Source organism: Microvirga lenta (assembly GCF_020532555.1).
Classification (GTDB): Bacteria; Pseudomonadota; Alphaproteobacteria; order Rhizobiales; family Beijerinckiaceae; genus Microvirga; species Microvirga lenta.
This window is the reverse complement of the sequence record NZ_JAJBBR010000004.1, coordinates 222464-246334: the sequence shown is the minus strand read 5'-3', so window position 1 is coordinate 246334 and position 23871 is coordinate 222464. Positions and strand designations below refer to the sequence as shown.

25 protein-coding genes are annotated in these 23871 nt (G+C 68.1%); 7 read left to right on the top strand and 18 right to left on the bottom strand.

Features of this window, described 5'->3' with window-relative positions:
- Positions 1 to 11: 11 nt before the first annotated feature.
- Complete coding sequence (locus LGR44_RS06925; protein WP_226738707.1) at positions 12 to 1634, top strand: phospholipase D-like domain-containing protein; 1623 nt, start codon at positions 12 to 14, stop codon at positions 1632 to 1634.
- Here the strand turns inward: LGR44_RS06925 and LGR44_RS06920 are convergent.
- The 4 genes from LGR44_RS06920 to LGR44_RS06905 are packed head-to-tail and all read right to left on the bottom strand — an operon-like array spanning position 1579 to position 3392.
- Positions 1579 to 2064, bottom strand: a complete 486-nt coding sequence (locus tag LGR44_RS06920; protein ID WP_226738705.1) for a VOC family protein — start codon at positions 2062 to 2064, stop codon at positions 1579 to 1581. The genes LGR44_RS06925 and LGR44_RS06920 overlap by 56 nt on opposite strands.
- Positions 2065 to 2069: 5 nt before the next feature.
- Complete coding sequence (locus tag LGR44_RS06915; protein WP_226738703.1) at positions 2070 to 2423, bottom strand: DUF1428 domain-containing protein; 354 nt, start codon at positions 2421 to 2423, stop codon at positions 2070 to 2072.
- A gap of 31 nt (positions 2424 to 2454) precedes the next feature.
- A complete protein-coding gene (locus LGR44_RS06910; RefSeq protein WP_226738701.1) occupies positions 2455 to 2928 on the bottom strand; it encodes an SRPBCC family protein in 474 nt (157 codons plus the stop codon).
- A 32-nt stretch (positions 2929 to 2960) separates the two neighbouring features.
- Complete coding sequence (locus LGR44_RS06905; protein WP_226738699.1) at positions 2961 to 3392, bottom strand: VOC family protein; 432 nt, start codon at positions 3390 to 3392, stop codon at positions 2961 to 2963.
- Between the two features lie 60 nt (positions 3393 to 3452).
- Between LGR44_RS06905 and LGR44_RS06900 the strand changes: the two genes are divergently transcribed.
- Together LGR44_RS06900 and LGR44_RS06895 are read left to right on the top strand one after the other, a co-directional pair.
- Positions 3453 to 4154 carry a winged helix-turn-helix transcriptional regulator gene (locus tag LGR44_RS06900; RefSeq protein WP_226738697.1) on the top strand — a complete coding sequence of 234 codons (702 nt, stop codon included), beginning with the start codon at positions 3453 to 3455 and terminating at the stop codon, positions 4152 to 4154.
- Between the two features lie 79 nt (positions 4155 to 4233).
- Positions 4234 to 4479, top strand: coding sequence for a YdcH family protein (locus LGR44_RS06895; RefSeq protein ID WP_226738694.1), 246 nt, complete (start codon positions 4234 to 4236; stop codon positions 4477 to 4479).
- Between the two features lie 82 nt (positions 4480 to 4561).
- Here LGR44_RS06895 and LGR44_RS06890 read toward each other — a convergent pair whose 3' ends face one another.
- Both LGR44_RS06890 and LGR44_RS06885 read right to left on the bottom strand, forming a co-directional pair.
- A complete protein-coding gene (locus LGR44_RS06890) occupies positions 4562 to 5884 on the bottom strand; it encodes an AmpG family muropeptide MFS transporter (RefSeq protein ID WP_226738692.1) in 1323 nt (440 codons plus the stop codon).
- A 122-nt stretch (positions 5885 to 6006) separates the two neighbouring features.
- Positions 6007 to 6831, bottom strand: coding sequence for an SIR2 family NAD-dependent protein deacylase (locus LGR44_RS06885; protein ID WP_226738690.1), 825 nt, complete (start codon positions 6829 to 6831; stop codon positions 6007 to 6009).
- A 131-nt stretch (positions 6832 to 6962) separates the two neighbouring features.
- Between LGR44_RS06885 and LGR44_RS06880 the strand changes: the two genes are divergently transcribed.
- Positions 6963 to 7538, top strand: a complete 576-nt coding sequence (locus LGR44_RS06880) for an NUDIX domain-containing protein (RefSeq protein WP_226738688.1) — start codon at positions 6963 to 6965, stop codon at positions 7536 to 7538.
- A 10-nt stretch (positions 7539 to 7548) separates the two neighbouring features.
- Here the strand turns inward: LGR44_RS06880 and LGR44_RS06875 are convergent, their stop codons facing one another.
- The 4 genes from LGR44_RS06875 to LGR44_RS06860 all read right to left on the bottom strand — a co-directional run bounded on the left by LGR44_RS06875 (position 7549) and on the right by LGR44_RS06860 (position 11290).
- Positions 7549 to 8508, bottom strand: coding sequence for a DUF533 domain-containing protein (locus LGR44_RS06875; RefSeq protein ID WP_226738686.1), 960 nt, complete (start codon positions 8506 to 8508; stop codon positions 7549 to 7551).
- A 77-nt stretch (positions 8509 to 8585) separates the two neighbouring features.
- Complete coding sequence (locus LGR44_RS06870; protein WP_226738684.1) at positions 8586 to 9116, bottom strand: hypothetical protein; 531 nt, start codon at positions 9114 to 9116, stop codon at positions 8586 to 8588.
- 201 nt (positions 9117 to 9317) lie between these two features.
- The gene (gene fghA, locus LGR44_RS06865) at positions 9318 to 10163 is read right to left on the bottom strand and encodes an S-formylglutathione hydrolase (protein ID WP_226738682.1); all 846 of its coding nucleotides are present in this window, start codon (positions 10161 to 10163) and stop codon (positions 9318 to 9320) included.
- A 14-nt stretch (positions 10164 to 10177) separates the two neighbouring features.
- Positions 10178 to 11290 carry an S-(hydroxymethyl)glutathione dehydrogenase/class III alcohol dehydrogenase gene (locus LGR44_RS06860; protein WP_226738680.1) on the bottom strand — a complete coding sequence of 371 codons (1113 nt, stop codon included), beginning with the start codon at positions 11288 to 11290 and terminating at the stop codon, positions 10178 to 10180.
- A gap of 112 nt (positions 11291 to 11402) precedes the next feature.
- Here LGR44_RS06860 and LGR44_RS06855 point away from each other — a divergent pair, with 112 nt between their 5' ends.
- The gene (locus tag LGR44_RS06855) at positions 11403 to 12086 is read left to right on the top strand and encodes an MBL fold metallo-hydrolase (RefSeq protein WP_226738678.1); all 684 of its coding nucleotides are present in this window, start codon (positions 11403 to 11405) and stop codon (positions 12084 to 12086) included.
- Between the two features lie 19 nt (positions 12087 to 12105).
- Here the strand turns inward: LGR44_RS06855 and LGR44_RS06850 are convergent, their stop codons facing one another.
- From LGR44_RS06850 to LGR44_RS06840, 3 genes are read right to left on the bottom strand one after another with little or no spacing between them, the layout of a single operon-like run.
- Complete coding sequence (locus LGR44_RS06850; protein WP_226738676.1) at positions 12106 to 14361, bottom strand: xanthine dehydrogenase family protein molybdopterin-binding subunit; 2256 nt, start codon at positions 14359 to 14361, stop codon at positions 12106 to 12108.
- Positions 14361 to 14849: a (2Fe-2S)-binding protein gene (locus tag LGR44_RS06845; protein ID WP_226738674.1), complete on the bottom strand. Its 489-nt coding sequence runs from the start codon at positions 14847 to 14849 to the stop codon at positions 14361 to 14363. Before LGR44_RS06845 ends, LGR44_RS06850 begins: the two co-directional genes overlap by 1 nt.
- Complete coding sequence (locus LGR44_RS06840; RefSeq protein WP_226738672.1) at positions 14840 to 16228, bottom strand: cytochrome c; 1389 nt, start codon at positions 16226 to 16228, stop codon at positions 14840 to 14842. Before LGR44_RS06840 ends, LGR44_RS06845 begins: the two co-directional genes overlap by 10 nt.
- A gap of 357 nt (positions 16229 to 16585) precedes the next feature.
- On the opposite strand from LGR44_RS06840, the gene LGR44_RS06835 reads away from it, so the two are divergent.
- A complete protein-coding gene (locus LGR44_RS06835) occupies positions 16586 to 17587 on the top strand; it encodes an omptin family outer membrane protease (RefSeq protein ID WP_226738670.1) in 1002 nt (333 codons plus the stop codon).
- 77 nt (positions 17588 to 17664) lie between these two features.
- On the opposite strand, the gene LGR44_RS06830 is transcribed toward LGR44_RS06835, so the two are convergent.
- Both LGR44_RS06830 and LGR44_RS06825 read right to left on the bottom strand, forming a co-directional pair.
- Complete coding sequence (locus tag LGR44_RS06830) at positions 17665 to 18759, bottom strand: AbrB family transcriptional regulator (RefSeq protein WP_226738668.1); 1095 nt, start codon at positions 18757 to 18759, stop codon at positions 17665 to 17667.
- Positions 18760 to 18816: 57 nt separating this feature from the next.
- The gene (locus LGR44_RS06825; RefSeq protein ID WP_226738665.1) at positions 18817 to 19647 is read right to left on the bottom strand and encodes a MipA/OmpV family protein; all 831 of its coding nucleotides are present in this window, start codon (positions 19645 to 19647) and stop codon (positions 18817 to 18819) included.
- Positions 19648 to 19854: 207 nt separating this feature from the next.
- On the opposite strand from LGR44_RS06825, the gene LGR44_RS06820 reads away from it, so the two are divergent.
- Complete coding sequence (locus tag LGR44_RS06820) at positions 19855 to 20772, top strand: Gfo/Idh/MocA family protein (RefSeq protein WP_226738663.1); 918 nt, start codon at positions 19855 to 19857, stop codon at positions 20770 to 20772.
- 50 nt (positions 20773 to 20822) lie between these two features.
- Here LGR44_RS06820 and LGR44_RS06815 read toward each other — a convergent pair whose 3' ends face one another.
- The 3 genes from LGR44_RS06815 to LGR44_RS06805 all read right to left on the bottom strand — a co-directional run bounded on the left by LGR44_RS06815 (position 20823) and on the right by LGR44_RS06805 (position 23800).
- On the bottom strand, positions 20823 to 21146 hold the full coding sequence (locus LGR44_RS06815; protein ID WP_226738661.1) for a hypothetical protein: 324 nt from the start codon (positions 21144 to 21146) through the stop codon (positions 20823 to 20825).
- A 20-nt stretch (positions 21147 to 21166) separates the two neighbouring features.
- On the bottom strand, positions 21167 to 22723 hold the full coding sequence (locus LGR44_RS06810) for a serine hydrolase (RefSeq protein ID WP_226738659.1): 1557 nt from the start codon (positions 22721 to 22723) through the stop codon (positions 21167 to 21169).
- A 135-nt stretch (positions 22724 to 22858) separates the two neighbouring features.
- Positions 22859 to 23800 carry a ring-cleaving dioxygenase gene (locus LGR44_RS06805; protein WP_226738657.1) on the bottom strand — a complete coding sequence of 314 codons (942 nt, stop codon included), beginning with the start codon at positions 23798 to 23800 and terminating at the stop codon, positions 22859 to 22861.
- Positions 23801 to 23871: the final 71 nt, after the last annotated feature.

The following is a 23871-nucleotide window of genomic DNA, read 5'->3' as shown; positions in this document are numbered from 1 at the left end:
TGAAACCTGGAATGCACCACTCCGAAAGCGGCCTCCGAGTCCTTGAGGAGGGCAGGACCTGCTGGCGCCTCGCGCGGGCCGACCGCCTCGCGGTGATCGTCGATGCGGCGGCCTATTTCGCCGCGGCGAAAGCCGCCATCCTGCAGGCGCGGCATACCGTGTTCCTCATCGGGTGGGACTTCGACCTGAGCATCGGCCTCGAACGGACGAACCCGATGCCGGGCGTGCCGGACGAACTCGGCTCCTTCCTGGCGGAAGCGGTCAAGAGGCGGCCGGGGCTGCGCGTGTTCGTGCTCCGCTGGGATCTGTCGTTCCTCAAATTCCCGTTCCGGGCCACGCTTCCCCTGAAGCTGCTCGACTGGCTCCTGGGCAAGCGCATCGATTTCCGCCTGGACCACGAACATCCCATGGGCGCCTGCCACCACCAGAAGATCGTCGTGATCGACGACTGCCTGGCCTTCTGCGGCGGCATCGACATGACGGATTATCGCTGGGACACGCCCGCGCATCGCGACGACGATCCGCACCGGATCGACAGGGGCCGGGCCTATCAGCCGTGGCACGACGTCACCACCTGCCTCACGGGCGAGGCGGCCGGGGCTCTGGGCGAGCTTGCGCGCGAGCGCTGGCGAAGGGCGACCGGCGAGGCGCTGCCGCCGCCGAAGGCCGCCGCTCCCTGCTGGCCGGAACACCTGTCTCCCGACCTCACCGACGTGGAGGTCGCCATCGCCCGGACGGAGCCGGCCTATGGCGAGGCGCAACCGGAGATCCGGGAGATCGAGGCGCTCTATCTCGCGGCCATCCGGGCCGCGCGGCACACGATCTACATCGAGACGCAGTACTTCGCCTCGCACCGTATCGCGGACGCGCTGGCGAAGCGCCTGCAGGAGGAGAACGGCCCCGAGATCGTCGTGATCAATCCGCGATCGGCGGTCGGATGGCTGGAGGAAGAGGTGATGGGATCCGCCCGCGCCGTCCTGGTGCGCGATCTCGCAAAACAGGACCGCCACGGCCGCTTCAGGATCTACACCCCCGTCACGAAAGGGGGCGAGGACATCTATGTCCATGCCAAGGTCGTGGCCGTGGACGACCGGCTCCTGCGGGTGGGCTCGTCCAACCTGAACAACCGCTCCATGGGCCTCGACACGGAGTGCGACCTCGCCGTCGAGGCCGGCGCCGGCCAGGCCGACCGCAAGGTCCGGCAGGTGATCACGGCGATCCGCGACCGGCTGATCGCGGAGCATCTCGGCGTGGCGCAGGAGAGGCTCGCGGCCACGCTGGCGACCGAGCACGGATCCATGATCCGGGCCATCGAGCGGCTGAGGCGGGACGACGGACGCAGTCTCATCCCGTTCGAGCCGCCGGAACTGACGGAGGCCGAGGTCGCGATGGCGGAGAGCCGGCTGCTCGATCCCGACCGGCCCGAGCGGATGGCGCCCGAATTCGGGGAGCGGCTCACGCTGCCGAGCCTGCGCACCGCCCTGGGCATCGGGCTGGTGGCGGCTGCGGGCATCGCCGCCGCGGTGGCGCTCGCGCGCCGCCGCGCCGAAGCTTCGCGGTCGCGCCCGGCGCGATACGCTAGGCCGCCGCGGAACCCCGATAGGCATGCTCGAGCGCGCCGAGATCGAGCTTGACCATCCGCAGCATCGCTTCCATGACCCGGCGGACCCTGGCCGGGTCCTCGTCCTTCAGCATCCGGCCCAGCGCCGTCGGCACCACCTGCCAGGAGACGCCGTAGCGATCCGTCACCCAGCCGCATTGCTGGGGCGTGCCGCCGTCGAGCAGGGCCTCCCAGAGCCGGTCCACCTCCGCCTGATCGGCGCAGTGCACGAACAGGGACAGGGCGGGCGTGAACGAAAAGCCCGGCCCTCCGTTCAGGGCGATATAGGACGATCCGGCAAGGGTGAACTCCACCGACATCACATCGCCCGGCGATCCGCCGGGCAGCTCGACGCTGTAGGGCGTGACGGCGTCGATGCGGGAATCGGGAAGCAGCGAGACGTAGAACCGCGCCGCCTCCTCGGCCTTTCCGTCGAACCACAGGCAAGGGGCGATCCTGGACATGGCGCCTACTCCCCCGTGTCGAGCAGAAGCTCGAAGCCGCCGTAGATGAGGCGTTTCGCGTCGAAGGGCATCTCGGCCTCCATCAATCGCGGATCGGCCATGACCTTCCGGTTGGCCTCGTCGCGGACCTCCTTGGAGGGCCAGACGATCCAGGAGAAGACCACGGTCTCGCCGTCCTGCGCCTTCACCGCCCCCTTGAAGTCCGTGACCTTGCCGTCGGGCAGGTCGTTGCCCCAGCATTCCACGATGCGGATGGCGCCGTATTCCTTGAAGATCGGCGCCGCCTTCGCGGCCACTTCGCGATAGGCTTCCCGGTTGCCCGCGGGCACCGGAATGACGAACCCGTCGATATAGCTCATGGCGTTTTCTCCTTGAATCGATCCGCGAACCTCACGCCGCCGCGCGCTCGCCCTCGGCGAGTTCGGCGAGCTGGCCCAGGCAGATGCCCCAGCCCTCGTGGAAGCCCATGGCCTCGTGGCGCTGCCTGGCCTCCTCGCTCCAGTGCCGCACCCGCACGGTGTAGCGCGTGCCTGCGCCTTCCGGCTCGAAGGTGACGGTCACGGCCATGAACGGGTCCTGCGGAATCCACCCGGTCCTGAACGCGTCGGTGAAGACGATCCTGCGGTTGGGCTCGACCTCGAGGAAGACGCCCTCGTTCGGCATGTCGGTGCCGTCGGGAGCGCGCATCCTCGTGAGGAAGCGCCCGCCGGGGCGGAGGTCGAGCGCGACTTCCGGGGTGGTGTAGGGGCGCGGCGCCCACCACTCGCCGGTGCGCTCGGTCCAGACCCGGTAGACGGTCTCGGGCGGCGCATCGATCAGGCGCGTGATCACCAGCTCGTGCGGGGCGGCGGATGTGTCGGTCATGGTCGTTTCCCCTTCTCTTTCGTAGACTCGGCTCAGGCCATCGCCATCTCGCCCGCGGCATTCTTCGCCGCCTTGACGTCCATCCACATCACTTCCCAGATGTGCCCGTCGGGATCCTCGAAGCTGCGGCCGTACATGAAGCCGTAATCCTGCTTCGGTCCCGGGTCGGCGGTGCCGCCGGCGGCCGCGGCCTTGGCGAGCGTTTCGTCCACCGCCTCGCGACTGTCGGCGGAGATGCAGATCAGCACCTCGCTCGTCGCCTTCGCGTCCGCGATCGCCTTCGGGGTGAACTGGCGGAACTTGTCGTGGGTCAGCAGCATCACGTGGATCACGTCGGACAGGACCATGCAGGCCGCCGTGTGGTCGGTGAACTGCTCGTTCTTCTCGGCGCCCAGGGCCTCGTAGAAAGCGACGGCGCGGTCGAGATCGGCGACGGGAAGGTTCAGAAAGATCATCTTGGGCATGGCGGTCTCCTGTCGGGTGTGGTTTGACATTGATTCCCCATAAAGTTATAAAAAGCAACTATGAAGTTAGAAAAAATAACAAAGACCTCCGAGACGTCCCAGCGCCGCCACTACGACGACGCCTGCGCGACCGCGCACGCCCTCGATCTGGTGGGGGAGCGCTGGGCCCTCCTGGTCATGCGCGAGCTCATGCTGGGGCCGCGCCGCTTCAGCGACCTGCGCGCGAGCCTTCCCGGCATCAGCGCCAACGTGCTCACCCAGCGACTCGAGGGCCTGGAGGCCGCGGGCATTCTCGTGCGCCGCAGGCTGCCCCCGCCCGCCGCGACCCAGGTCTACGAGCTGACGGAATGGGGCTACGAGAGCGAGCCCATCTTCCAGAGCCTGGGCCGGTGGGCGGCGCGCTCCCCCGCGCATGATCCGAGCCGGCCGTTCAGCGCCGTCTCGCTGATGCTGTCGCTGCGCACCATGCTGGACGCGAAACGGGCCGACGGCCTCGACGCGCGCATCGGCTTCGGGGTGGGCGAGGAGACCTTCCTGGGCCATCTTGCCGGGGGACGGATCGAGATCTCCCGCGCGCCCCTGGACGCGGCCGACCTGATCTTCGAAGGCACGGCGCCGGCCATCGCGGGCGCGATCTATGGCGGCCAGCCCCTGGAGGCCATGGAGGAGGCCGGCGCGCTGCGGATCGAGGGCGACCGCGCCCTCGCGGCGCGATTCACGACCCTGTTCCCGCTTCCGCCCAAGGCCGGACAGCCGGCCTGATGGGGAAGCGCGGCGGTTTGACGTGGGTCAAGGCACGGATGCTCCCGCGCGGCCAAGGTCGGCGCGAAAGGAGCAAACCATGTCTCACGTTCCCCACGAACTCGCCCAGGAATTTCCCGGCCATGCCGACGCGATCCATGCCCGCAAGCTCAGCGACCGCCACTTCGCCAGGCTGGCCGAGGAATACCACGAGGTGAACCGCACCATTCACCGGCTCGAAACCCGCGTCGAGGCCGCGTCCGAGGAGCGCGAGGCCGAACTGCGCAGGGAGCGCCTTCGCCTGAAGGACGAAATCGCCCGCCTGCTGGAGCAGGAAGCCGCCTGAGCGCGGCCGGGCGTCAATGCCCCGCAGCTCTCGTCGTGAGGAGGTAGAGCAATCGCCCCCTCATGAGGCGAGAGCTGCGGGCCTAAGCCCTCGACGCCGCGCCGACGGCCGGCGCTTCTGCGTCGGTCTCCTCGTGCCTCTCCTGCACCGTCTTCACCGTATCCCGCCGCACGACCAGGCACAGGATCACGAGCGGAATTCCGATGCTGGCGGTCGCGGTGAACAGCAGCGGGTAGCCATAGGCATCCACCACCGCGCCGGAGGCGCCGCCGATCAGCTTGCCCGGCAGGGCATAGAGGGAGCTGAGCAGGGCGTATTGGGCTGCGGCGAATCCCGGCGCGGTGAGGCTCGACATGTAGGCGACGAGTGCCGAGCCCGCGAAGCCCGCGGCGAAATTGTCGACGCTGATCGAGAGGATCAGCAGGTCGAGCCGGGCGCCTTCCGTGGCGAGCCAGGCGAACATCAGGTTGGACGAGGCCGCGATGAAGGCGCCGATGAAGAGCGTCCACCACAGCCCGAGCCGGGTGAGGGCGAGCCCGCCCGCGAAGGCGCCGATGATGCCGACCCAGATGCCGTAGAGCTTCGACACGTTGGCGATGTCGGCCTTCGAGAAGCCGAGGTCGATATAGAGCGGGTTCGCCATCACGCCGGCCACGAAATCGGGCAGGCGGAAGCAGGCGACGAGGGCGAGGATCGGGACCAGGATCATGCCCTTGCGCCGGAAGAGCTCGGTCAGGGGCTCCAGGATCGCCGCCGCGAAGGGGAGGCGCTTGCGGGCCGGGCCTTCGTCCACCCGCGGCGCGAGCAGGGTTCCGGCGAGGCCGACCACCATGAGCGCCGCCATGGCGAGGTAGGCGCTGCGCCAGTCGACGAACTCCGCGATGTAGAGCGCACCCGCTCCGGCGCAGATGAGGGCGAGCCGGTAGCCGAGCTGGTAGGTCGCCGCCATCATGCCCTGGCGCTCGGTCGTGGCGGCGTCGATGCGCCAGCCGTCGATGACCACGTCCTGGGTGGCCGACGCGAAGGCGACCACGAGGGCCGACACGATGGCGGCGGACAGGTTCGCCTGCGGGTCGCTGGACGCGATGCCCACGAGGCCGATGGCGACGCCGATCTGCGCCAGGGCCATCCAGCCGCGCCGGCGGCCGAGCAGCCGGGCGAGGACCGGCACGTCGTAGCGGTCGACGATGGGGGCCCAGAGGAATTTCAGGGAATAGGCCAGCGCCACCCAGCTCAGCATTCCGATCTCGGTCCGCGAGATCCCCGCCTCCCGGAGCCAGGCCGAGAGCGTGCTGAAGACCAGCAGGAAGGGCAGCCCCGAGGAGAAGCCCAGCGGCAGCATGAGGGCGACGCGCCCGTCGGTCAGGACATCGCGGAGAGAAAGACGGCGTCGGGCTTCGGCCATGATCACCTTCGAGAAAAACTGCAGAGGCGCAAGGCCGTCATGGCAAGTCCTCGGGGCGAGACGATGGCACGGCGGGTGTTGATGCTTTGTTAACGATGTTTCGACTCGCGGGAGCCGGCGCCTCACCGCTCCTCGACGGCATCGCTGAGCTTTGCGAGAAAGACCTCGAGCGCCTGTTCCGGGGGACAGTCCTTCTCCGTCAGGACCTGGAGGCCCCACTGCTCCAGCACGGCCTCCTCGATCGGGTTCGGCCGCAGCATGAAGACGTAGGATTGCGGCCTGTTGCGCTCGAAGCCCGAGCCGGACCAGGTTTTCCAGAGCCGGTGCAGGAGGAAGCGGATGTTCAGGTCGGTCATGCTGTAGCCGATGAACAGGATGGTCTTGCCCAGGGCGTCGGAGCGGAACTTGATGTCGAGGGGCGACTCGAAGGACAGGCGGTCCAGATAGTCCGTCTCGGCGATCACGATGGATTCGTCGTCGTCGAAATCCCCGTGGTACTTCACGATCTGCGGAACCTCGCTCCGGATGCGGGCGATGTCCTTGGCATTGACGATCTTGACGTAGTCCTTCCCGTGCAGATCGAAGGCCGTCTCCAGGTTGCGGTCGAAATTCGTGGTGTAGACGATGGGAAAATCGAGCCGGCAGATCAGTTCGTGGACCCGGGAGGCCTTCAGGGCGTCCTCCGGAATGGTCCAGTTCCGGTCCATCCAGCTGCGCAGGGGCCCGATGCTGCCCTGCTTGAGGCGGTAGTACTCGGCCAGGGTGAGGTGGTTGATCTCCGTTTCCGGAAACTTGGACAGGTCCAGGCCCAGCTCCGCCGCGATGTGCTCCACCAGGGTCCGCCAGGACGGCAGTCCGACGGTCATCGAAACGCCGGCCCCGGCGAACAGGATGGCCTGGCGTTCCTTCACGGCTCTGATCAGGTCTTCCACACCCCACCTCTGCATGGTCGTAATCAACGCCGACAACGCGAAACGGTGCCGTCGGGCTTCCAATCGGCCTCGCCGGGCAACGGTTGCCTTCTGGCGCGTTGTCGTGAGACCTCCGAGGCGGAGGCCGAAACGGAAAGGGAGAAGACGTGGCAGGTTACCGGATCACCAAGGTGGGAACCCTCTATGACGGATGGCGCAAGGTCCTCGGCTTTACCGTCCGCAAATCCGACGGAGAGACGATGGAGCGGGAGATCGTCGAGAGCGACGACGTCGCCGCCGTGCTGCCCTACGATCCGCAGCGGCGCACGGTCGTCCTCGTCCGTCAGTTCCGCGTGCCCGTCATGCACATCGAGGCGAAGCCGGACATCCTGGAGGTCATCGCCGGCCTCCTGGAAGGGGACGAGCCCGAGGCCTGCGCCCGGCGGGAAGCCATGGAGGAGGCCGGGCTGCGCCTCGGCACCCTCGAGCCCGTCGGCTGCACCTGGTCGACACCGGGCGCGATGACGGAGCGGCTCAACCTGTTCCTGGCGCCTTATACGGCGGCGGATCGGGTGGCCGAAGGAGGCGGCCTCGCGGAGGAGCACGAGGACATCGAGGTGCTGGAGATCGGCTGCGGGGAACTGGCCCGGATGCTGGAGCAGAACGCCGTGACCGACCTCAAGACCCTGGCCCTGACGCAGGCCCTGCGGATCCGGCACCCGGAGCTGTTCGAGACAGCCTGAGCGGTGCCGCTCAGGCCTTGATCGCCCCGGAGGCGAGGGCGTCGATCTGGGCCACGACCCGCGGCTCCAGGCCGAGGGCGCCGGAGAGATGCGCAAGAAACACCCGCTCCTCCACCGTGCTCGGCGTGATGATGCGCCGGGCCGCCGTATAGACCTGGACCGCCATGTCGGGAGTCTTCACCGCCGCCGCGAGTTCGGCCGCGCTCGCCGGGCGGGCGAGCTCCGCCTCGATCAGGGCGACGCCTTCGCCGTCGATTCCCGCCCGCTTGAGGGTGCCGAGGATCCGCTCGCGCTCGTCGTCGTCGATGCGCCCGTCCGCGGCCGCGGCCGCGATCATGGCGCGCATGACCAGAAGAGCCGTCTCGCCGCTGTCGGCCGGGGCCGGCGCGGGCAGCGCCGCCGCGTCGGGCGCGGCCGGGACGGTGATCGCGGAGCCCTCGATGGTGGGCGCTTCCGCTCCCTTGTTGAGGAGGCGGTTGAACAGGGCCGTGCCCTTGGTTTTCGCCGATGCGGTGAGCTTGCGGCCGGCCTCGGAATTGACCACGGCCTTGGTCAGGCCGAGCACGACCGCGTTCATGGCGGCGTTGCCCTGGGGCGTCTTCAGGAATTCCTGGGCCTTGCCGAGGAGAAGGTCCGTCAGGTCGGCCGGCGGCGGCGCTGCCTTGGGCGCGGTGGCCGCGGGTTTCGGCTGAGCCGGCGGCTCGCCCTCGGCGGGGGCTTCCGTCGCTTCCGTTGCGACCGGCTCGGCGGCTGCGCTGTCCGGTGCTGGCGGAGGAGGCGAGGGCCTGTTTGCAAGGCCGATCAGCTCGCTCAGCAGCGTGCCTGCGCCGAACGCCTGGGCGGCGCCGGCGGCGGGAGCGGCGGGTTTGGGAGCGTCAGGCGCGGGCGCGGCAGCCGGAGCGGCCGCTGCGGGTGCCGCCGGCGTGGCGGGCGTTCCCAGTGCATCGAGAAGTTTCTTGGCGTCGAACATGGACCTGTCCCCACGAATCCATGGAGTTTAACGGAAAAAAGCGAAGGATCGCGCAACCGAGCCGGAAATCCCGGCTCTTAGAAGATCGAGGAGAAGATCATGCTCAGGGCGCTCCAGACCATCATGGCGCCCATGGCGTAATAGCCCCATTTCGGCATGCCGGAGGGCGCCGCCTGCTGGGCCTGCGTGCCGACCGCGTTGATCAGCTCCGACTGGACCTGCTGCCCCTTGAGCACCAGGAGCGTCAGTCCCTGGATCGCCTCGGCCTGGGCGTTCAGCAGGGCGACCATGTGCGGCGTCCGGGTCTTGTCGTCGGAGGCGTTCAGCTCGCCCAGGGAATGCCCGATCTGCCCGATCGCGCCGCGCATCACGTCGAAGTTCTGGCTCTGCTCCGCCAGCAGGAGACGCGCCTGGGTGATCGGATCCGGCGCAGCCTTCTCGGCGGCTTTGGCCAGATGCTGCATCAGCCCCTCGGGGCCTCTGGCGATGGCCGTGCGGATCGCCGCCTTGCCCGCCTCGGACGCGAGGGCGGACTTCGTCATATCGACGGCCTTGCCGACAAGCTGGCCGGCATTGGGGGAGAAAATAGGCTCGCGGGTCTGTTCCATGGGCGGTGCTTTGGGTCGGTCTTACGAAAAGATTCGCACGAAGAACGGATCTCTTAGCCTGTTTATTGGCAAAGAGCTATGCTCTATCGTTCCAGAGCAGGATCTATTCCTCTGCGTCAACCGGGCGCAGTGCGCCAGAGCACTTAGGGAAACCGGGAGAGTTCGGAGGCTGTCGGGTTCCCGACTACCTCCGAAGAGTTGTCAAAGACCGAGCCGGGCCCCATGCCAGCGCAGGTGGTCCTCGATGAAGGTGCCGATGAAGAAGTAGGAATGGTCGTACCCGTCCTGGCGCCGGAGCGTTAGGGGGATGCCGGCCTTCGCGCAGGCCTCCTCCAGCAGATGCGGCTTGAGCTGGCTCTCGAGAAAGGTGTCAGCGGTGCCCTGATCGACCAGAAGATCGTTCAGGCGTGCCCCGCCCTCGATCAGGGCGCAGGAATCGTAGTCCCGCCACGCCGCCCGATCCGGCCCGAGATGGCCGGACAGGGCCTTCTCGCCCCAGGGGCAGTTCATCGGCGAGGCGATGGGCGCGAAGGCCGAAACGGCCTTGAAGCGGCCCGGATTGCGCAGCGCGATGGTCAGGGCCCCATGGCCGCCCATGGAGTGGCCGGTGATGCCCTGCCGCCCCATGTCGGCCGGCAGGCTCTCGGCCACGAGGGCCGGGAGCTCCCGCTCGACATAGGAGCGCATGCGGTAGTTCTTGGCGAAAGGCTCCTCGGTCGCATCCACGTAGAAGCCGGCCCCGAGGCCGAAATCGTAAGATCCCTCGGGGTCGTCCGGTACGCCCTCGCCGCGGGGGCTGGTATCCGGCGCGATCAGGATCACGCCGAGTTCCGCGGCCGTCCGCTGCGCGCCCGCCTTCACGGTGAAATTCTCCTCCGTGCAGGTCAGGCCGGACAGGAACCACACCACCGGCACCTTGCCCCGTTCCGCCTGGGGCGGAACGAAGGCGGCAAGGCGCATGGGCGTGCCGGTTTCCTGCGATGCGTGGCGATAGACGAACTGCGTGCCGCCGAAGCAGCGCGATTGCGAGACGACCTCGAGGCTCAAGAACTGTCTCCCGATCAGTAGACGATGACGGAGCGGATCGACTTGCCCTCGTGCATGAGGTCGAAGGCGGTGTTGATCTCGTCGAGCGGCATCTTGTGCGTGATCAGGTCGTCGATGTTGATCTTGCCCTCCATGTACCAGTCGACGATCTTCGGCACGTCCGTGCGGCCGCGCGCGCCGCCGAAGGCGGTGCCCTTCCAGACGCGGCCGGTGACGAGCTGGAACGGCCGGGTCGCGATCTCCCGGCCGGCCTCCGCCACGCCGATGATGATGCTCTCGCCCCAGCCGCGATGGCAACATTCCAGTGCCTGGCGCATCACGTCCGTGTTGCCGGTGGCGTCGAACGAGAAGTCCGCGCCGCCGCCCGTCAGGTCGACGATCGCCTGCACGACCTTGTCGTTGCCGATCTCCTTCGGATTGATGAAGTCGGTCATGCCGAACTTCTCCGCCATGGCGCGCTTGGACGGGTTGATGTCGACGCCGATGATCTTGTCCGCGCCGACCATGCGCGCGCCCTGGATCACGTTGAGGCCGATGCCGCCGAGGCCGAACACGACCACGTTCGCGCCGGGCCACACTTTCGCGGTGTAGATCACGGCCCCGATGCCCGTGGTGACGCCGCAGCCGATGTAGCAGATCTTGTCGAAGGGCGCGTCCTCGCGCACCTTCGCCAGCGCGATCTCGGGCAGCACGGTGAAGTTCGCGAAGGTCGAGCAGCCCATGTAGTGGAACACCGTCTCGCCGTCGCAGCGGAAGCGGGACGTGCCGTCCGGCATCACGCCCTGCCCCTGCGTGCCGCGGATGGCGGTGCAGAGATTGGTGCGGCGGGACAGGCAGGATTTGCAGTTGCGGCATTCCGGCGTGTAGAGCGGAATGACGTGGTCGCCGACCTTCAGGGTCGTGACGCCAGCGCCGACCTCGCGCACGATGCCCGCGCCCTCGTGGCCGAGAATCGCCGGGAACTTGCCCTCGGAATCCAGGCCGGACAGCGTGTAGGCATCCGTGTGGCACACGCCCGTCGCCATCACCTCCACCAGCACCTCGCCGGGCTTGGGTCCCTCGATGCGAATGGTCTCGATGGTGAGCGGCTTGCCAGCCTCCCACGCCACGGCGGCCCTGGTTTCCATGATGAAGCCTTTCCTTTGATTCTGTGCCCGGGACTATGGGAACCGGGAGGGAGGGAGGTCAATAGAAGGCGCCCTCAGCCATGAGGGGTTCAAACGGGCGAAGCCCGGCTATATGTGCTGTGTGCATAACGTGAGGGTTTTCACCGTGTCAGACGTCCGCGCCGCCATCATTCCCGTGACGCCGTTCCAGCAGAACTGCACGCTCCTGTGGAGTGACCGGACGAAGAAGGGCGCCGTGATCGACCCCGGCGGCGATCTCGACCGCATCCGCCAGGCCATCGAGGAGATGGGCGTGACGGTGGAGAAGATCATCCTCACCCACGGCCATATCGATCATGCGGGCGGCGCCGCCGAACTCAAGGAAGCGCTCGGCGTGCCGATCGAGGGGCCGCACGAGGCCGACAGGTTCCTGCTCGACCGATTGGAGGAAACGGGCAGGGGCTACGGCATCGAGGCCCGCGCGGTCACGCCGGACCGGTGGCTGCAGGAGGGCGATACGGTCGCCGTGGGCGATCTCACCCTCGACGTCCTGCACTGCCCCGGCCATTCCCCGGGCAGCGTCGTGCTCGTATCGTCCACGCAGCGTTTCGCCATCGTGGGCGACGTGCTGTTCCAGGGGTCGGTCGGCCGCACGGATCTGCCGGGCGGCGACGGCAAGGCGCTGATCCGTTCGATCAAGGAGAAGCTGCTGCCGCTCGGCGACGACATCTCCTTCATCTGCGGCCACGGCCCCACGAGCACCATCGGCCAGGAGCGGCAGACCAATCCGTTCCTGCAGGGCGACGCGGTGTTCTGAGGGGAGGTTCAGCCTCCCCTCAGACGCCGATGGCGGCCTTTACCTTCTCGGCGCGGAACGGGATGTCGTAGAGACGCCGTCCCGTCGCATGGCGGATCGCGTTGCCGATGGCCGCTGCGGTGGGGCCCTGCGCGGCCTCGCCCGTGCCCAGGAAGGGCTGGCCGGGCCGGTCCATGATGCGGATATCCATGCTCTCCGGCACGGCGCCGAAGCGCATGATCGGGTAGCTCGACCAGTCGATGCTGGTGATGCCGGTCTCCTCGAAGGCGACCGCCTCGTAGAGGGTCCAGCTCGCGGCCTGGATGATGCCGCCCTCGGTCTGGTTGCGGATGCCGTCCGGGTTGACGACCTCGCCGCTGTCGATGGCGGCGACCACGCGGGTCATGCGGCTGCGCCCGGTCTCCCGGTCCACCTCCATCTCGATGGCCATGGCCAGATAGGCCGCCAGGTTCTTGTAGCGCGCGAAGGCGAAGCCCCGGCCCCGCCCCTCGGGCAACGGATCCCCGGACCAGCCGAACCCTTCCGCCGCCGCCTCGATCACCGCGCGTCCACGCGGGTCCTCCATGTGGCGCAGGCGGAACTCCACCGGGTCCACGTTCGCCATCAGGGCGAGTTCGTCCATGGCGCTCTCGATGGCGAACACGTTGACATAGGCGCCCAGCGCCCGCAGGGCCGAGACCCGCAGGGGCATGTCGGGCAGGAAATGCCAGATCACCCGCAGGTTCGGCACCGTGTAGAGCGGCACCGCATTGCGGTCGCCGTTGCCCGCGGGCGAGATGGTGAGCTTGACGGGCTGAGGCGGGAACGGGTTCGGCAGCGACCGCGCGGCGATGAGGGAGCCTGCCGGCCCGGGCCTCGTGGTGTGGGTGTTGCTCCACAGGTCGTAGTTCCAGTCCACGATGCGGCCGGTCTCGTCGATGGAGGCGCGCAGCTCCGTCAGCATGGCGGGGCCATAGGGCTCCCACACATGCTCCTGCTCGCGCATCCATTGCAGGCGCACCGGACGCCCCGGCACCGCCTGGGCCACGAGCGCGGCATCCGCCGCCGCGTCGTCGGCGCCGTTATGGCCGTAGCAGCCCGAGCCCTCCACATGGATGACGCGCACCTGCTCCGGCGCCACGCCCAGCATTTCCGAGATCGCCCTGCGGTCGGGATAGACGCCCTGGGTGTGGCTCCAGACCGTCGTGGTGCCGTTCTCCAACAGGGCGACGGCGCAGGACGGGCCGATCGAGCCGTGGATCTGGTAGGGCCGGGTGAAGGTCGCCTGGAAGGTCTTCGCGGCCGTCGCGGCGCCGCCTCCGCCGCGCTCGGCGACCACGCCCTGCTGCGCCGGAAAGGTCTTCAGGCTCGCGACGAAGCCGTCCGGATCGGGAAGCCGCGTCCCCTCCGACCACTGCGCCGCCGCCTCCAGGGCCTGCATGGCCCTGATCGCCTGGAACTCGCGCTCCGCCGCCACCGCGAGGAAGCTGCCGTTGCGCACCACCGCGACGACGCCCGGCATCCGCTCGACCGCCGCGGAATCCAGGTTCGTCAGGGTCGCGCCCGGGCGCGGCGGGCGCACGACGCGGGCATGCACCATGTTCGGCAGGCGCATGTCCTGCACGTAGATCGGCGTGCCGGTCACCTTCGCGGGGATGTCGACCCGTGGCAGGGACTGGCCCATGACCCGGAAGCTGCCCTGCGGCTTCAGCCGGGTCTGCGGCACCGCTTCCACGTGCAGGGTTTCGCCGGACACGAGGGCGCCGTAATCGAGCGCCTGCCCGTCGATCCTGACCACCTTTCCGTTCTCGGCCCGCAGCCCGTCGATCGGGATCTGCCAGCGGGTGGCCGCCTGGGCGATCAGGATGTCGCGCACCTGCGCGGCGGCGTGGCGAACGGCGGTGCCGCTGTTCTGCATGGACTGGCTTCCCGCGGTGTAGCCTTCGTCCGGGGTCCGGCCCGTATCGGCCGTGACCAGCCGGACGGCCGCCGGGTCGACCTCCAGCTCCTCCGCGGCGACCTGGATGATCGCGGTCTTCACGCCTTGTCCGAGCTCCGCCTTGCCGGTGAACACCGTGATCTCGCCGTTGGCGTCGATGCGGATCCAGGAATCCAGCAGGGGAGCGCCCGACAGGCTGCCGGGCAGCTTGGGCCTCGGCTCCTTGGGCGGCGTCACGCCCTGCACCTCGCCCTCCTGGGCGAGGGCCCTCGACAGAAGCGAAAAGCCGACGACCAGGGAGCCGCCTCCGGCCAGAACGCCGCGGCGGGTCATATTTTTCGCATCGTGCTTCGTCATCAGGTGGCCCCTCCGCTCTGGGAGTTCTGCCGCATCAATTCGCCCGCGCGCATCACGGCCTTGATGATGCGCATATGGGTGCCGCACCGGCAGAGATTGGGTTCGAGATGCGTGCGGATGGCGGCCTCGTCCGCATCCGGGTTCGCCTGCAGCAGGGCCTGCGCGCGCATCATCATGCCCGGGATGCAGTAGCCGCACTGGGCCGCCTGCTGCTCGATGAAGGCCTGCTGCATCGGCCCCGGCGCATCGAGGGTGCCGAGCCCCTCGACCGTCGTGACCTTGCGCCCTTCGAGCAGGAGAACCGGAGTCACGCAGGAGAGCACCGCCGTGCCGTCCACCATGACGGTGCAGGAGCCGCATTGGCCGATGCCGCAGCCGTACTTGGCGCCGTTGAGCTCCAGATGGTCCCGCAGCACGTAGAGCAGCGGGGTGTCGGGATCGGCATCGACCTGGCGGGTCGTGCCGTTGACGGTGAGGGTCACGGCCATGGCGTCGTCCTCATGCTGGATTCCGGAGGGGCCTGCGTCGTGCCGTCCATGCGGTAGACCGTGACCTTTCGCTCGCCGCCCATGGTCTGGGCGACGCGCTCACGGGTGTCGGTCCAGGCGGGCAGGTCGCTGAAGCGCTCGCGCATGTAGTCGAGCAGGGCGACCAGCTGATCCTCGTTCAGGACGCCGCGATAGGCCGGCATCATGGCGCTCGGCTCGCCCTTGGCTCCGGGCAGGCCGAACAGCACGACATTGATGATGTTCTGCGGATTGGGTCCGTTGACGGCGGTGCTGAGATGCAGGTTGAGCCCGCCGAACGGCAGGGGGCGGCGGCCGTCGTGGCAGCCCTCGCAGGCGCTGACATAGATCGCCTCGCCGATGCCGCTGCCGGATGCGCCGGCCTGAACGGGACGCGGTGCTCCGCCCTCCTCCCGGATCGCCGCGCGCGCGGCCTCCGCCCGGGTCTGCCGCTCCTGGTTCGGCTCGCCCATCAGGTCGGCCAGATACGTCGCGATGGCGCGGGCATCCTCCTCCGGCACCGAGCCGAGATTGGCGGTCACCGGCGCCATCGGCCCGCGGGACACCCCGTGCTCCTGATGCCAGCCGTGGCGCAGGTAGAAGGCGAGGCTCTCCGCGTTCCACGGAATGGGAGCGGGCGACGCCGCGTTGATGGCATAGGCCGTCCAGTTCTCGACCTCGGCTCCCGCGAGATGAAGCTCCCGCTGCTCCGCGCCGAACCGGTTGCGCGGCGTGTGGCACGCGCCGCAATGGCTCAGGCCTTCCGTGAGGTAGCGCCCCCTGTTCCATTCCGCCGAGCGGTTCGGATCGGGCTGGAACGCGCCCTCGCGGAAATAAAGCGCCTTCCAGCCGGCGAGCAGCATGCGCATGTTGAGCGGGAACGGCAGTTCGTTCTCCGGCGCCTGCGCCCTCACGGGCTTGCGCGACATGAGGAAGGCGTAGAGCGCCCGGTTGTCCTCGTCGGTGACGAGCGTGTAGTGATCGTAGGGAAAGGCCGGATAGAGGTGGCGTCCCTCGCGGTCGACGCCCTCGCGCATGGAGCGCAGGAAGGCGGCCTCCGACCAGCGGCCGATGCCCGTTTCCGGATCGGGCGTGATGTTCGTCGAATAGATGGTGCCGAACGGGGTGGGGATGCCCAGGCCCCCGGCGAAGGTCTCGCCGCCCGGCGCCGTGTGGCAGACATTGCAGTTGCCGATGGCCGCGAGATCGGAACCCCGCGCCACCAGCGCGGGATCCAGCCCCGCCTGGGCGGGCGGATCGACCGGGTCGATTTCCGAGCGCCACGCATAGGCCGCAAAGGCGGCCACACCGATGACGAGAAGGAGCGCGAGACCTGCAAGGATCCGAAGGAAGGTCTTCATGAATGCGGGACCCGGACGAAGGGCGCCGCCTGTCTACGCACGAAACCGGGATCGCAAAGCTTCTGCACCGCCAACCTCCCCTGCCGTCGAGCGGTACGCAACTTTCTCGCTTGCTGAGCTGATTTCAACGCGGAACGGGGGACGAGTGTTCCATAGGAGCTATGCGAACAGGGTAGCCGTCCGGCCCGGACTTCGCGGGATCCTCCATAAGCCTATTGAGGGATGGCGGGCGAAAACTACCGCTTTCGGATGATTGTGCCCCATGTGTGGCGCGCAAATGACAGCATTCCGTAACGGAATCGTCTCTAAGCGATGCCGCAATTTGGACAGGCAAACCCTGCCTTGGAGACCCGTTTCGTGACGAAATCAGCAGCAACCTTTTCCGCCCTCGCCAGCGGCTTCCTGATGGCGACTTCCCTGACCGTGGCGTCGCAGGGACATGCAGCCGATCTCGCCACCCGCTCCGCCCCTCTTCCTCTTCCGGTGCTGGCCGCGGGCCCGTTCTTCTCCGCCGAGATCTATGGCGGCTATCTGACCGGGCAGGCCCGTGAATACGTGTACAACGTGCCTGGCAACGGATCCAAGCTCAGCCAGCTGAACTGGCAGATCGACAATGCGGCCATCCTCGGCGCGCGCCTGGCCTATCGGCCGCTGGACTGGCTGTCGCTTCGGGCGAACGGCTGGACGATCGTGGCATCCGACAACGCCATGGACGATTTCGACTGGATGGCCGGCTACATGGGCTTCGACAGCTGGTCGGAATGGTCGCATTCGTCGGACACCACCCTCGCGAAAGGCTACCAGATCGATCTGGGCGCAGCCGCGAGGTTCTACCAGTCGGGTCCCTTCGAGCTGAGCGCCCTGGCCGGCTACCGCTTCATGACGTTCAAGATGAACGCCTATGGCGGCCACTACATCTATTCGAGCGAGAACGGCTTCCGCGATCTCACGGGCGTCTTCCCCGACCGTCTCGGCATCGCCTATCAGCAATGGTGGCATACGCCCTATCTGGGCCTCGGCGCGAGCTATTCCGCCGGACCGCTCAAGGTGAACGCCGAGTTCATCGCGAGCCCGTTCGTGATGTCGTCGGACAAGGATCACCACAATCTCCGGAACATCGTGTTCGAGGAGCGCTTCAGCCCCGACTGGATGGTCGGCGTGACGCTCGGAGCGGAATACGCCCTGACGGACACCGTCTCGCTGACGGGACAGGCGGAGTACCAGAACTTCTTCGAGGCGAAGGGCGGCTCCCTGATGTTCGACGGCGGACAGGGACGGGTGGAGAAGACGCCGAAGCCCGCCGCGGGCGGCGACATCAGCACCCTCATGCTGTCGGTGGGCCTCAAGGCACGCCTGTAACGCAAGTCCCCTGCGGGACGGCCGAGGCGGCGACCGGAAGAGATCCGGCGCCGCCTTTTTCATGCCGGTCCGAAAACCTATTTGCGCGGCCGCACCAGGGCGAAGACGGGCGCGGCTGCGATCATCACCAGGAACACCCGGATGATGTGGTGGGCGGCCACGAAGGCCACCTCGATGCCCAGCGACAGCGCGACGAGGCTCATCTCCGCGAGGCCGCCGGGCGAATAGGCCAGGAGCAGGGTCACCTGGTCGTAGGACGAGATGCGGCTCACCCCCGCCGCGAACGCGAAGGTGATCGCGAGCAGGATCACCGTCGAGCCGAGCGACAGCACGAGGATGCGTATAATCTCGCGCGGCGCCAGGCCCGCGAAGCGGCAGCCGATGGTGGTTCCCAGCACGAGCTGCGCCACGGTGACGACCTCCACGGCGGGCACGAAGCGGGTCCATCCGAGAACGTGCACCGCCGCGCTGACCAGCATCGGGCCGAGGAGAAGCCGCGCCGGAAGCCGCAGGTAATGTCCGACCAATCCGCCGACGACGGCCGTCGCAACGAGCCAGACCTCGTCGATCCAGGGGGTCTCGAAGACGGACACCCCGAATTGCGGCCTTGCCCCGACCGAGACGCCGCTCGTGAGCCAGATCAGGAACGGAAGCGTGAGAACCACGAGGAGAATGCGGGCCGAGTGCACGAGGGCGATGGTGCGGGCGTCGCCGCCCTTGTCCTCGCCGACGATCACCATCTCGACGAGGCCGCCCGGCATTCCGGAAAAATACGCGGTCGGCACGTCGAAGCCGGCCACGCGCCGGAAATAGGCGACGCAGGCGGCTCCGCTGACCACCACGAATCCTGCGAGCCCCAGCAGCGTCGGCAGCCAATGGGTGGCGCTCTCGATCACCTGGGGCGTGAAGCCCGCGCCCAGCATCACCCCGATCACCATGGTCATCGGCGGCCGCACGGCGGCGGGAGCGGCAATGGGCGCGCGCAGGAGCGCCGCGAGGGTGCAGGCCGTCATGGAGCCGAGCATCCACGGCAGCGGCAGGCCGAGCCGGACGAAGACCCAGCCGCCGAGGGTGCCGATCAGCAGGGCGGCGAGGAAACGGCCGTAGGGAAAGGCGGCAGGCGAGAGCTTCCGGACCCAGCTTCGACAGGCCGTGACGAGTTCAGATGCCATCGTTCCTCATGGCCGGCGCAAGGCATCGCACCGGGACGGTCCGCCTTTAGCCCGGCTTCAGAAGCCCGTGAAGCCCGTATCGAAGGAATAGGACACGGTGAGGCCGAGGCCGAACTGGTTCTCCGAGCCGAAGCGCTTGACGATCGGGCTGTCGGCGGCGTCGCCCACGAGGCGCTTGTAGGAGACGAAGGCGGTGGTCGACCATTGCGGCGACCACTCGTAGGTCATGGCGGTGGTCACGCCCACGGAGGTGAGGCCGCCGGACGGACGGTAGGGCGTCACCTGGCCGTTCACGGCCGCCTCGAAGGGCGTCACGCCGAAATATGTGCGGGTGAACTCACTGTCGCCCAGCGCCAGACGCGGACCGGCCGAGAAGGTGAAGGCGCCGAAGCGCTGCACGAGGTCGACGCCCAGATCGGCCACGAAGCCCTCATGGCCGCCGAAGCCGCGCCGGATCTCGGCGCGGGCGCGCAGGAACTCGACGGGCCAGTACTCGACGAAGACGCCGGGCTCCACCGCCCAGTCGATCTTGTCGAGGCCGAAGAGGCGGCGGTCGTCCTTGTAGTAGCGCCCGCCCTGGAAGCGGCCGACGAAGCCGATGCGAAGCGCCGATTGCTCGAGGAAGGAGAAGCTGAGGCCGTCGTCGGGGGCGCTGAACCGCTCCGGCGTCCCGGCGCGGCGGAAGCTCACGGACGGAAAGCCGTAGACGCCGAAATCGTCCGCTCCCGGATAGGATGGACCGGCCCGCAGATTGCCCTTGATCGTGGCGATCCAGCTCGCGGAGGTCACGGGCGCCTGCTGGAAGAGGAGGTCCGCGGCCTGGGCGGGAGCAAGGGCCGAACCGAGAGCGAGGAACGGGACAAGGACGAGGGATCTGGCGATGCGCATGGCTCTTCCTGCTTCGGGACCGGACAACCCGTCCTGGCCTCAAACTTACCCAAGGTCAAGCATGATCGCCACCCGTGGCGACGGCCGCGCGGGGCGGATGGGCGAAGCGATACAAAATCCAGGTTTCCGAATTCTTTCCGCGCTCTCGCCCTGGGCCCGCCGAGGGTCTATAGGCCGTGGCATACCAGCAGGGAGACTCAATCGGACATGTACGGCATCGGCATCATCGGTCTCGGCGTCATGGGACGGCGTTTCATCCAGGGCCTCAGGGCCAACCCGGATTTCCGCCTCGTCGCGGGCTACGATCCGGCCCCGGTCGAGACGGACGTGCCCCGCGCCGCGAGCGTGCAGGACCTCCTCGCCGATCCGGCCATCGACTGCATCTACATCGCGACCCCGCCCGCCACCCACGAGGACCTGGTCGCGGCCGTGGTCGGGGCCGGGAAGGCGGTGTTCTGCGAGAAGCCCCTCACGGCCGATCCGGAGAGCGCGCGGCGCTGCCTGGAGACGGTGGCCCGTTCCGGCGTGCCGGCCGCGGTGAACTTTCCCTTCGCGACGGCGCCCGCCTCCCTGCGCATGAAGGAGCTGGTGGAGACCGGCGCCCTTGGCGACGACCTGACCGCGCACCTGACCCTGCGGTTCCGCACCTGGCCGCGCGGCTGGCAGCAGGGCGCCGCCGGCTGGCTCGCCGGCCCCGAGCAGGGCGGCTTCACCCGCGAGGTGGTGTCCCATTTCGTGTTTCTGGCCGGGCGCCTGTTCGGCCCCGGCGAGCTGACCGAGGCGCGCATCGAGCGGGGACCGCTCGGCAGCGAGACGCGCATGAATGCGGTGCTGCAATTCGCCCGCTGCCGCATGACCATCGACGCCGCCGTGGAAGGCGAGGCCGAGGAGTTCAACCGCTTCGAGGTGAAGGGCTCCCGGGATTCGGCCGTCATGAGCGAGTGGTACCGGCTCACCCATTCGGGCGGCAACATCGAGCCCGCCCGGGCCGACGGGCACCAGATCGCCGAATTCGCCAAGCTGCTGGGCGGACAGGAAAGCCGCCTCGCGACGGTGCGGGAGGCGGCTGGCGTGGTCGATATCGTCGAGGGGATTCTGGCGCGGACGTCGCAGGAGACCGTTTAGACATCCTCGAAGCGACGGCCCTCGCGGCGGGGCCGGTTCCGGATCGGCCGCTACCAACCGCGCTGGCGCTTGATCATCTGCTTCTGCATGTTCTTCTGCGCCCGCCAGTAATCCTTCTCCGCCTCCTTCTGCATCCGGTAATAATCCCGGACGCGCTCCTTGCGGCTGGTGGAGTTGCGGTATTGGTTCCAGTCGTAGTGCCTGTCGTGGATGTATCCGTCGTCCTCGTCGACGAAGAGCTGGAAGAGCTGCGCCGGAACCACGATGGAACCGCGCCCTGGCGCGGAGGTGAAGGGCAAGGCCGAGGCGGGGACGGCCATGAGGCAGAAGCCTGCCATGGCGGCGGTCAGGATAACGTGCCTCATCCGTGTCATGTGACCTGTCTCCTGTGCCGTCACTGCCGCCGCCTGAAGGTCTGCGGCAGGGTCGGGGATACCCAATCCATGCGCGTCACCGCGCCGTCACCGTCCCGTTCGAAGCGGACCTGCGTCACCACCTCGTCGCCCATCATGGCCACGACGGGCGCGTAGACCCCGCTGGCGTCGAGGCGCGCATCGAAGAGATCCTCGTCGCGAGGCGCCAGCGTCAGCGTGGCTTCGGTGTCCTCGAGCCTCAGCCGAAGCTGCCCGCCTTCGACGCTGGCGGTGACGTCTCCCAGCAGCGGCGACATGTAGGTTCCCGCAAAGGCCGTGAGATCCTGGGGCGCGGAAGCGCGCACGGGAGGCGCGGCCTTTTCCCGCTCGTCGGCCTCCTTCTCACGGGTTTCTTCGAGGGCGAGCGCCACGTTGTCGACGGCGTCGTTGCCGAGAAGCCGGTCATAGACCCATTGCGCGACCGCATCGGGGAAGCCCCGGTTCTCCGCGTTGGTGAGGACGACGATGCCGACGCCGCGGTCGGGCAGGAACCCGACATGGGCGCCGAAGCCCATGGTCCCGCCGTTGTGCCAGACGATGCGCCCGTTCGGCGTTGCGGTGACGACCCAGCCGATTGCGTAGGAAAGCCGCTCGTTGATGGCGACGCGCGGCGTCCATGTCACGTCGAGGTTCTCTTCGGAGACGATGACCTTGTCCTCGAAATGACCGCGCCCGAGCTGCATGCGCAGCCACCGCGACACGTCCGGCACGTTGGAATTGATGCCGCCGGCGGGGCCGTGGATGTAGGGGAAGGATTCATGGAACGGAATGGCGGTGGTGGCCGCCTCGTCCTGCCGGTGGCCGACGGCATGGTCCGGCGCCTTTTCGATGGCTTCCGCCGAGGACGAGGACGACGTCATGCCGAGGGGCTCGAAGATGCCGCTCCTGACCACGTCGCTCCACGATTCCATGCCCAGCTTGCGGGCCAGGATGATGCCGCCCGCGATATGGGTGATGTTGACGTAGGTGAAATCGGAGCGGAACACCCGCGTCAGGGGTGCGTCCCTCAAGGAGCGCACGAGCGTCATCGCATCGTAGCCGAGCCCGGTCAGGCCATCGTTCACATGGGGGGTCAAGCCGCTGCGCTGAGCGGCAAGATCGAGCATCCGGGTGTCGCGGCCGACCCAGGGATCGCTCAGCTGGAACTCGGGCAGGAGATCGGAGACGCGATCGTTCCATTCGAGCTTGCCGGCATCCACCGCCTGGGCCAGCGTCGCGCTGAAGAAGGCCTTGGAGGTCGAGCCGATCTGAAAGATCGTGGCGGGGTTCACCCGATCCGGCTTGCCCAGCTCCCTCACGCCGAAGCCTTCGGCGTAGATGAGCTTGTCGTCATGCACGATGCCGACGGCGGCGCCCGGCACGTCGAAGCTCTTCATGCCCGCCTGCAGATAGGCTTCGAGCTCCGGAATCAGCCCGTCAATCCGCTCGCGCATGGCCGATGGGCCGAGGCCCTGAGCCTGTGCCGGCAGGGCCGCCGCGCCCGCGAGAGCCAGGGCTGCGGCAACAGCCGAAACGAACCTCGATCCGAGAATTGACATCGGAGCCCCCACCTGTCCCGCGCCGGTCGGGGCGATGGTGTCAGAACTCCGCCTTATTCTCAATGCGGAACGGCGCTGCCGAGCGAAAGAATTCCTGTCCCCCATACTCACCGGATGGGGGACAGGAGGAACGTCTTACAAAGGCTTGAGGCCCGCCTCGATCTGCGCCCGGCGCGGCTCCAGGAAGGGCGGCAGCGCCAGGCGCTCGCCGAGGCTCTCCAGGGGCTCGTCGGTGGCGAAGCCCGGACCGTCGGTTGCGATCTCGAACAGGATGCCGTTCGGCTCGCGGAAATAGAGGCTCTTGAAGTAGTAGCGGTCGATGGGGCCGCTCGACGGCGCCCGCATGGCGCGCAGCCGCTCGGCGCACTCGCGGTAGGTCTCCTCGTTCGGCGTGCGGAACGCCACGTGATGCACGCCGCCCGCGCCGGGATGAGCCGGCTCGAGATGCGGCTCCACCGCCACGTGGAGCTCGGCGGAGGGACCGCCCGCGCCCATCTCGAACACGTGGACCGGCGTATCGCCGATGCGGAATTCCCGCGCGGCGCGCATGTCCATGCCCATGGTCAGCACGGCGGCCGTGCGGTCGAGCTGCGGCACGCTGATGGTGATGGGACCCAGGCCCCGGATCTGGTGCTCAACCGGCACGGGGCTGCGATCCCACGGATGCGCCTCGTCGCCCTGGCCGCCGTCGTCCACGAGGGCGAGGCGCTGGCCTTCCGGGTCCTCGAAGGGAAGCCAGAGCCGCCCGTCGCGCTCGGCGATTCCCTGGTGCTGGATGTGGAGGGAATCGAACCGGTCCTTCCACCATTGCAGGGTTTTCTCGCCGTTCACGCGCAGGGCCGTGTTGACGATGCTGTGCGTGCCGCGCCGCTCGCGCTGCACGGGCCAGTCGAAGAAGGTGATGTCCGTGCCGGGAGAGGCCAGGGCGTCGGCGTAGAACAGGTGATAGGCGCTCACGTCGTCCTGGTTGACGGTCTTCTTCACGAGCCGCATTCCCAGCGCCTGCGTGTAGAAGTCATGATTGCCGGAGGCATCCGCCGTCACGGCGGTCAGGTGATGGATTCCGGTCAGCTTCATGGCGCTCTCCTGTCCGTATGAAGCTGGCAAGATAGGGTTGCAGGCCTGCAAGCGCGACCCTATCGAGCGCC

Coding starts and splice junctions, on each gene's coding strand:
- LGR44_RS06890 (WP_226738692.1), bottom strand. CDS start 5,884: ATGGCCGAAGCCCGACGCCGTCTTTCTCTCCGCGATGTCCTGACCGAC.
- LGR44_RS06820 (WP_226738663.1), top strand. CDS start 19,855: ATGTACGGCATCGGCATCATCGGTCTCGGCGTCATGGGACGGCGTTTC.
- LGR44_RS06920 (WP_226738705.1), bottom strand. CDS start 2,064: ATGTCCAGGATCGCCCCTTGCCTGTGGTTCGACGGAAAGGCCGAGGAG.
- LGR44_RS06875 (WP_226738686.1), bottom strand. CDS start 8,508: ATGTTCGACGCCAAGAAACTTCTCGATGCACTGGGAACGCCCGCCACG.
- LGR44_RS06815 (WP_226738661.1), bottom strand. CDS start 21,146: ATGACACGGATGAGGCACGTTATCCTGACCGCCGCCATGGCAGGCTTC.
- LGR44_RS06905 (WP_226738699.1), bottom strand. CDS start 3,392: ATGCCCAAGATGATCTTTCTGAACCTTCCCGTCGCCGATCTCGACCGC.
- LGR44_RS06805 (WP_226738657.1), bottom strand. CDS start 23,800: ATGAAGCTGACCGGAATCCATCACCTGACCGCCGTGACGGCGGATGCC.
- LGR44_RS06825 (WP_226738665.1), bottom strand. CDS start 19,647: ATGCGCATCGCCAGATCCCTCGTCCTTGTCCCGTTCCTCGCTCTCGGT.
- LGR44_RS06810 (WP_226738659.1), bottom strand. CDS start 22,723: ATGTCAATTCTCGGATCGAGGTTCGTTTCGGCTGTTGCCGCAGCCCTG.
- LGR44_RS06870 (WP_226738684.1), bottom strand. CDS start 9,116: ATGGAACAGACCCGCGAGCCTATTTTCTCCCCCAATGCCGGCCAGCTT.
- LGR44_RS06860 (WP_226738680.1), bottom strand. CDS start 11,290: ATGGAAACCAGGGCCGCCGTGGCGTGGGAGGCTGGCAAGCCGCTCACC.
- LGR44_RS06830 (WP_226738668.1), bottom strand. CDS start 18,759: ATGGCATCTGAACTCGTCACGGCCTGTCGAAGCTGGGTCCGGAAGCTC.
- LGR44_RS06840 (WP_226738672.1), bottom strand. CDS start 16,228: ATGAAGACCTTCCTTCGGATCCTTGCAGGTCTCGCGCTCCTTCTCGTC.
- LGR44_RS06885 (WP_226738690.1), bottom strand. CDS start 6,831: ATGCAGAGGTGGGGTGTGGAAGACCTGATCAGAGCCGTGAAGGAACGC.
- LGR44_RS06900 (WP_226738697.1), top strand. CDS start 3,453: ATGAAGTTAGAAAAAATAACAAAGACCTCCGAGACGTCCCAGCGCCGC.
- LGR44_RS06850 (WP_226738676.1), bottom strand. CDS start 14,361: ATGACGAAGCACGATGCGAAAAATATGACCCGCCGCGGCGTTCTGGCC.
- LGR44_RS06925 (WP_226738707.1), top strand. CDS start 12: ATGCACCACTCCGAAAGCGGCCTCCGAGTCCTTGAGGAGGGCAGGACC.
- LGR44_RS06855 (WP_226738678.1), top strand. CDS start 11,403: ATGTGCTGTGTGCATAACGTGAGGGTTTTCACCGTGTCAGACGTCCGC.
- LGR44_RS06915 (WP_226738703.1), bottom strand. CDS start 2,423: ATGAGCTATATCGACGGGTTCGTCATTCCGGTGCCCGCGGGCAACCGG.
- LGR44_RS06895 (WP_226738694.1), top strand. CDS start 4,234: ATGTCTCACGTTCCCCACGAACTCGCCCAGGAATTTCCCGGCCATGCC.
- LGR44_RS06845 (WP_226738674.1), bottom strand. CDS start 14,849: ATGGCCGTGACCCTCACCGTCAACGGCACGACCCGCCAGGTCGATGCC.
- LGR44_RS06910 (WP_226738701.1), bottom strand. CDS start 2,928: ATGACCGACACATCCGCCGCCCCGCACGAGCTGGTGATCACGCGCCTG.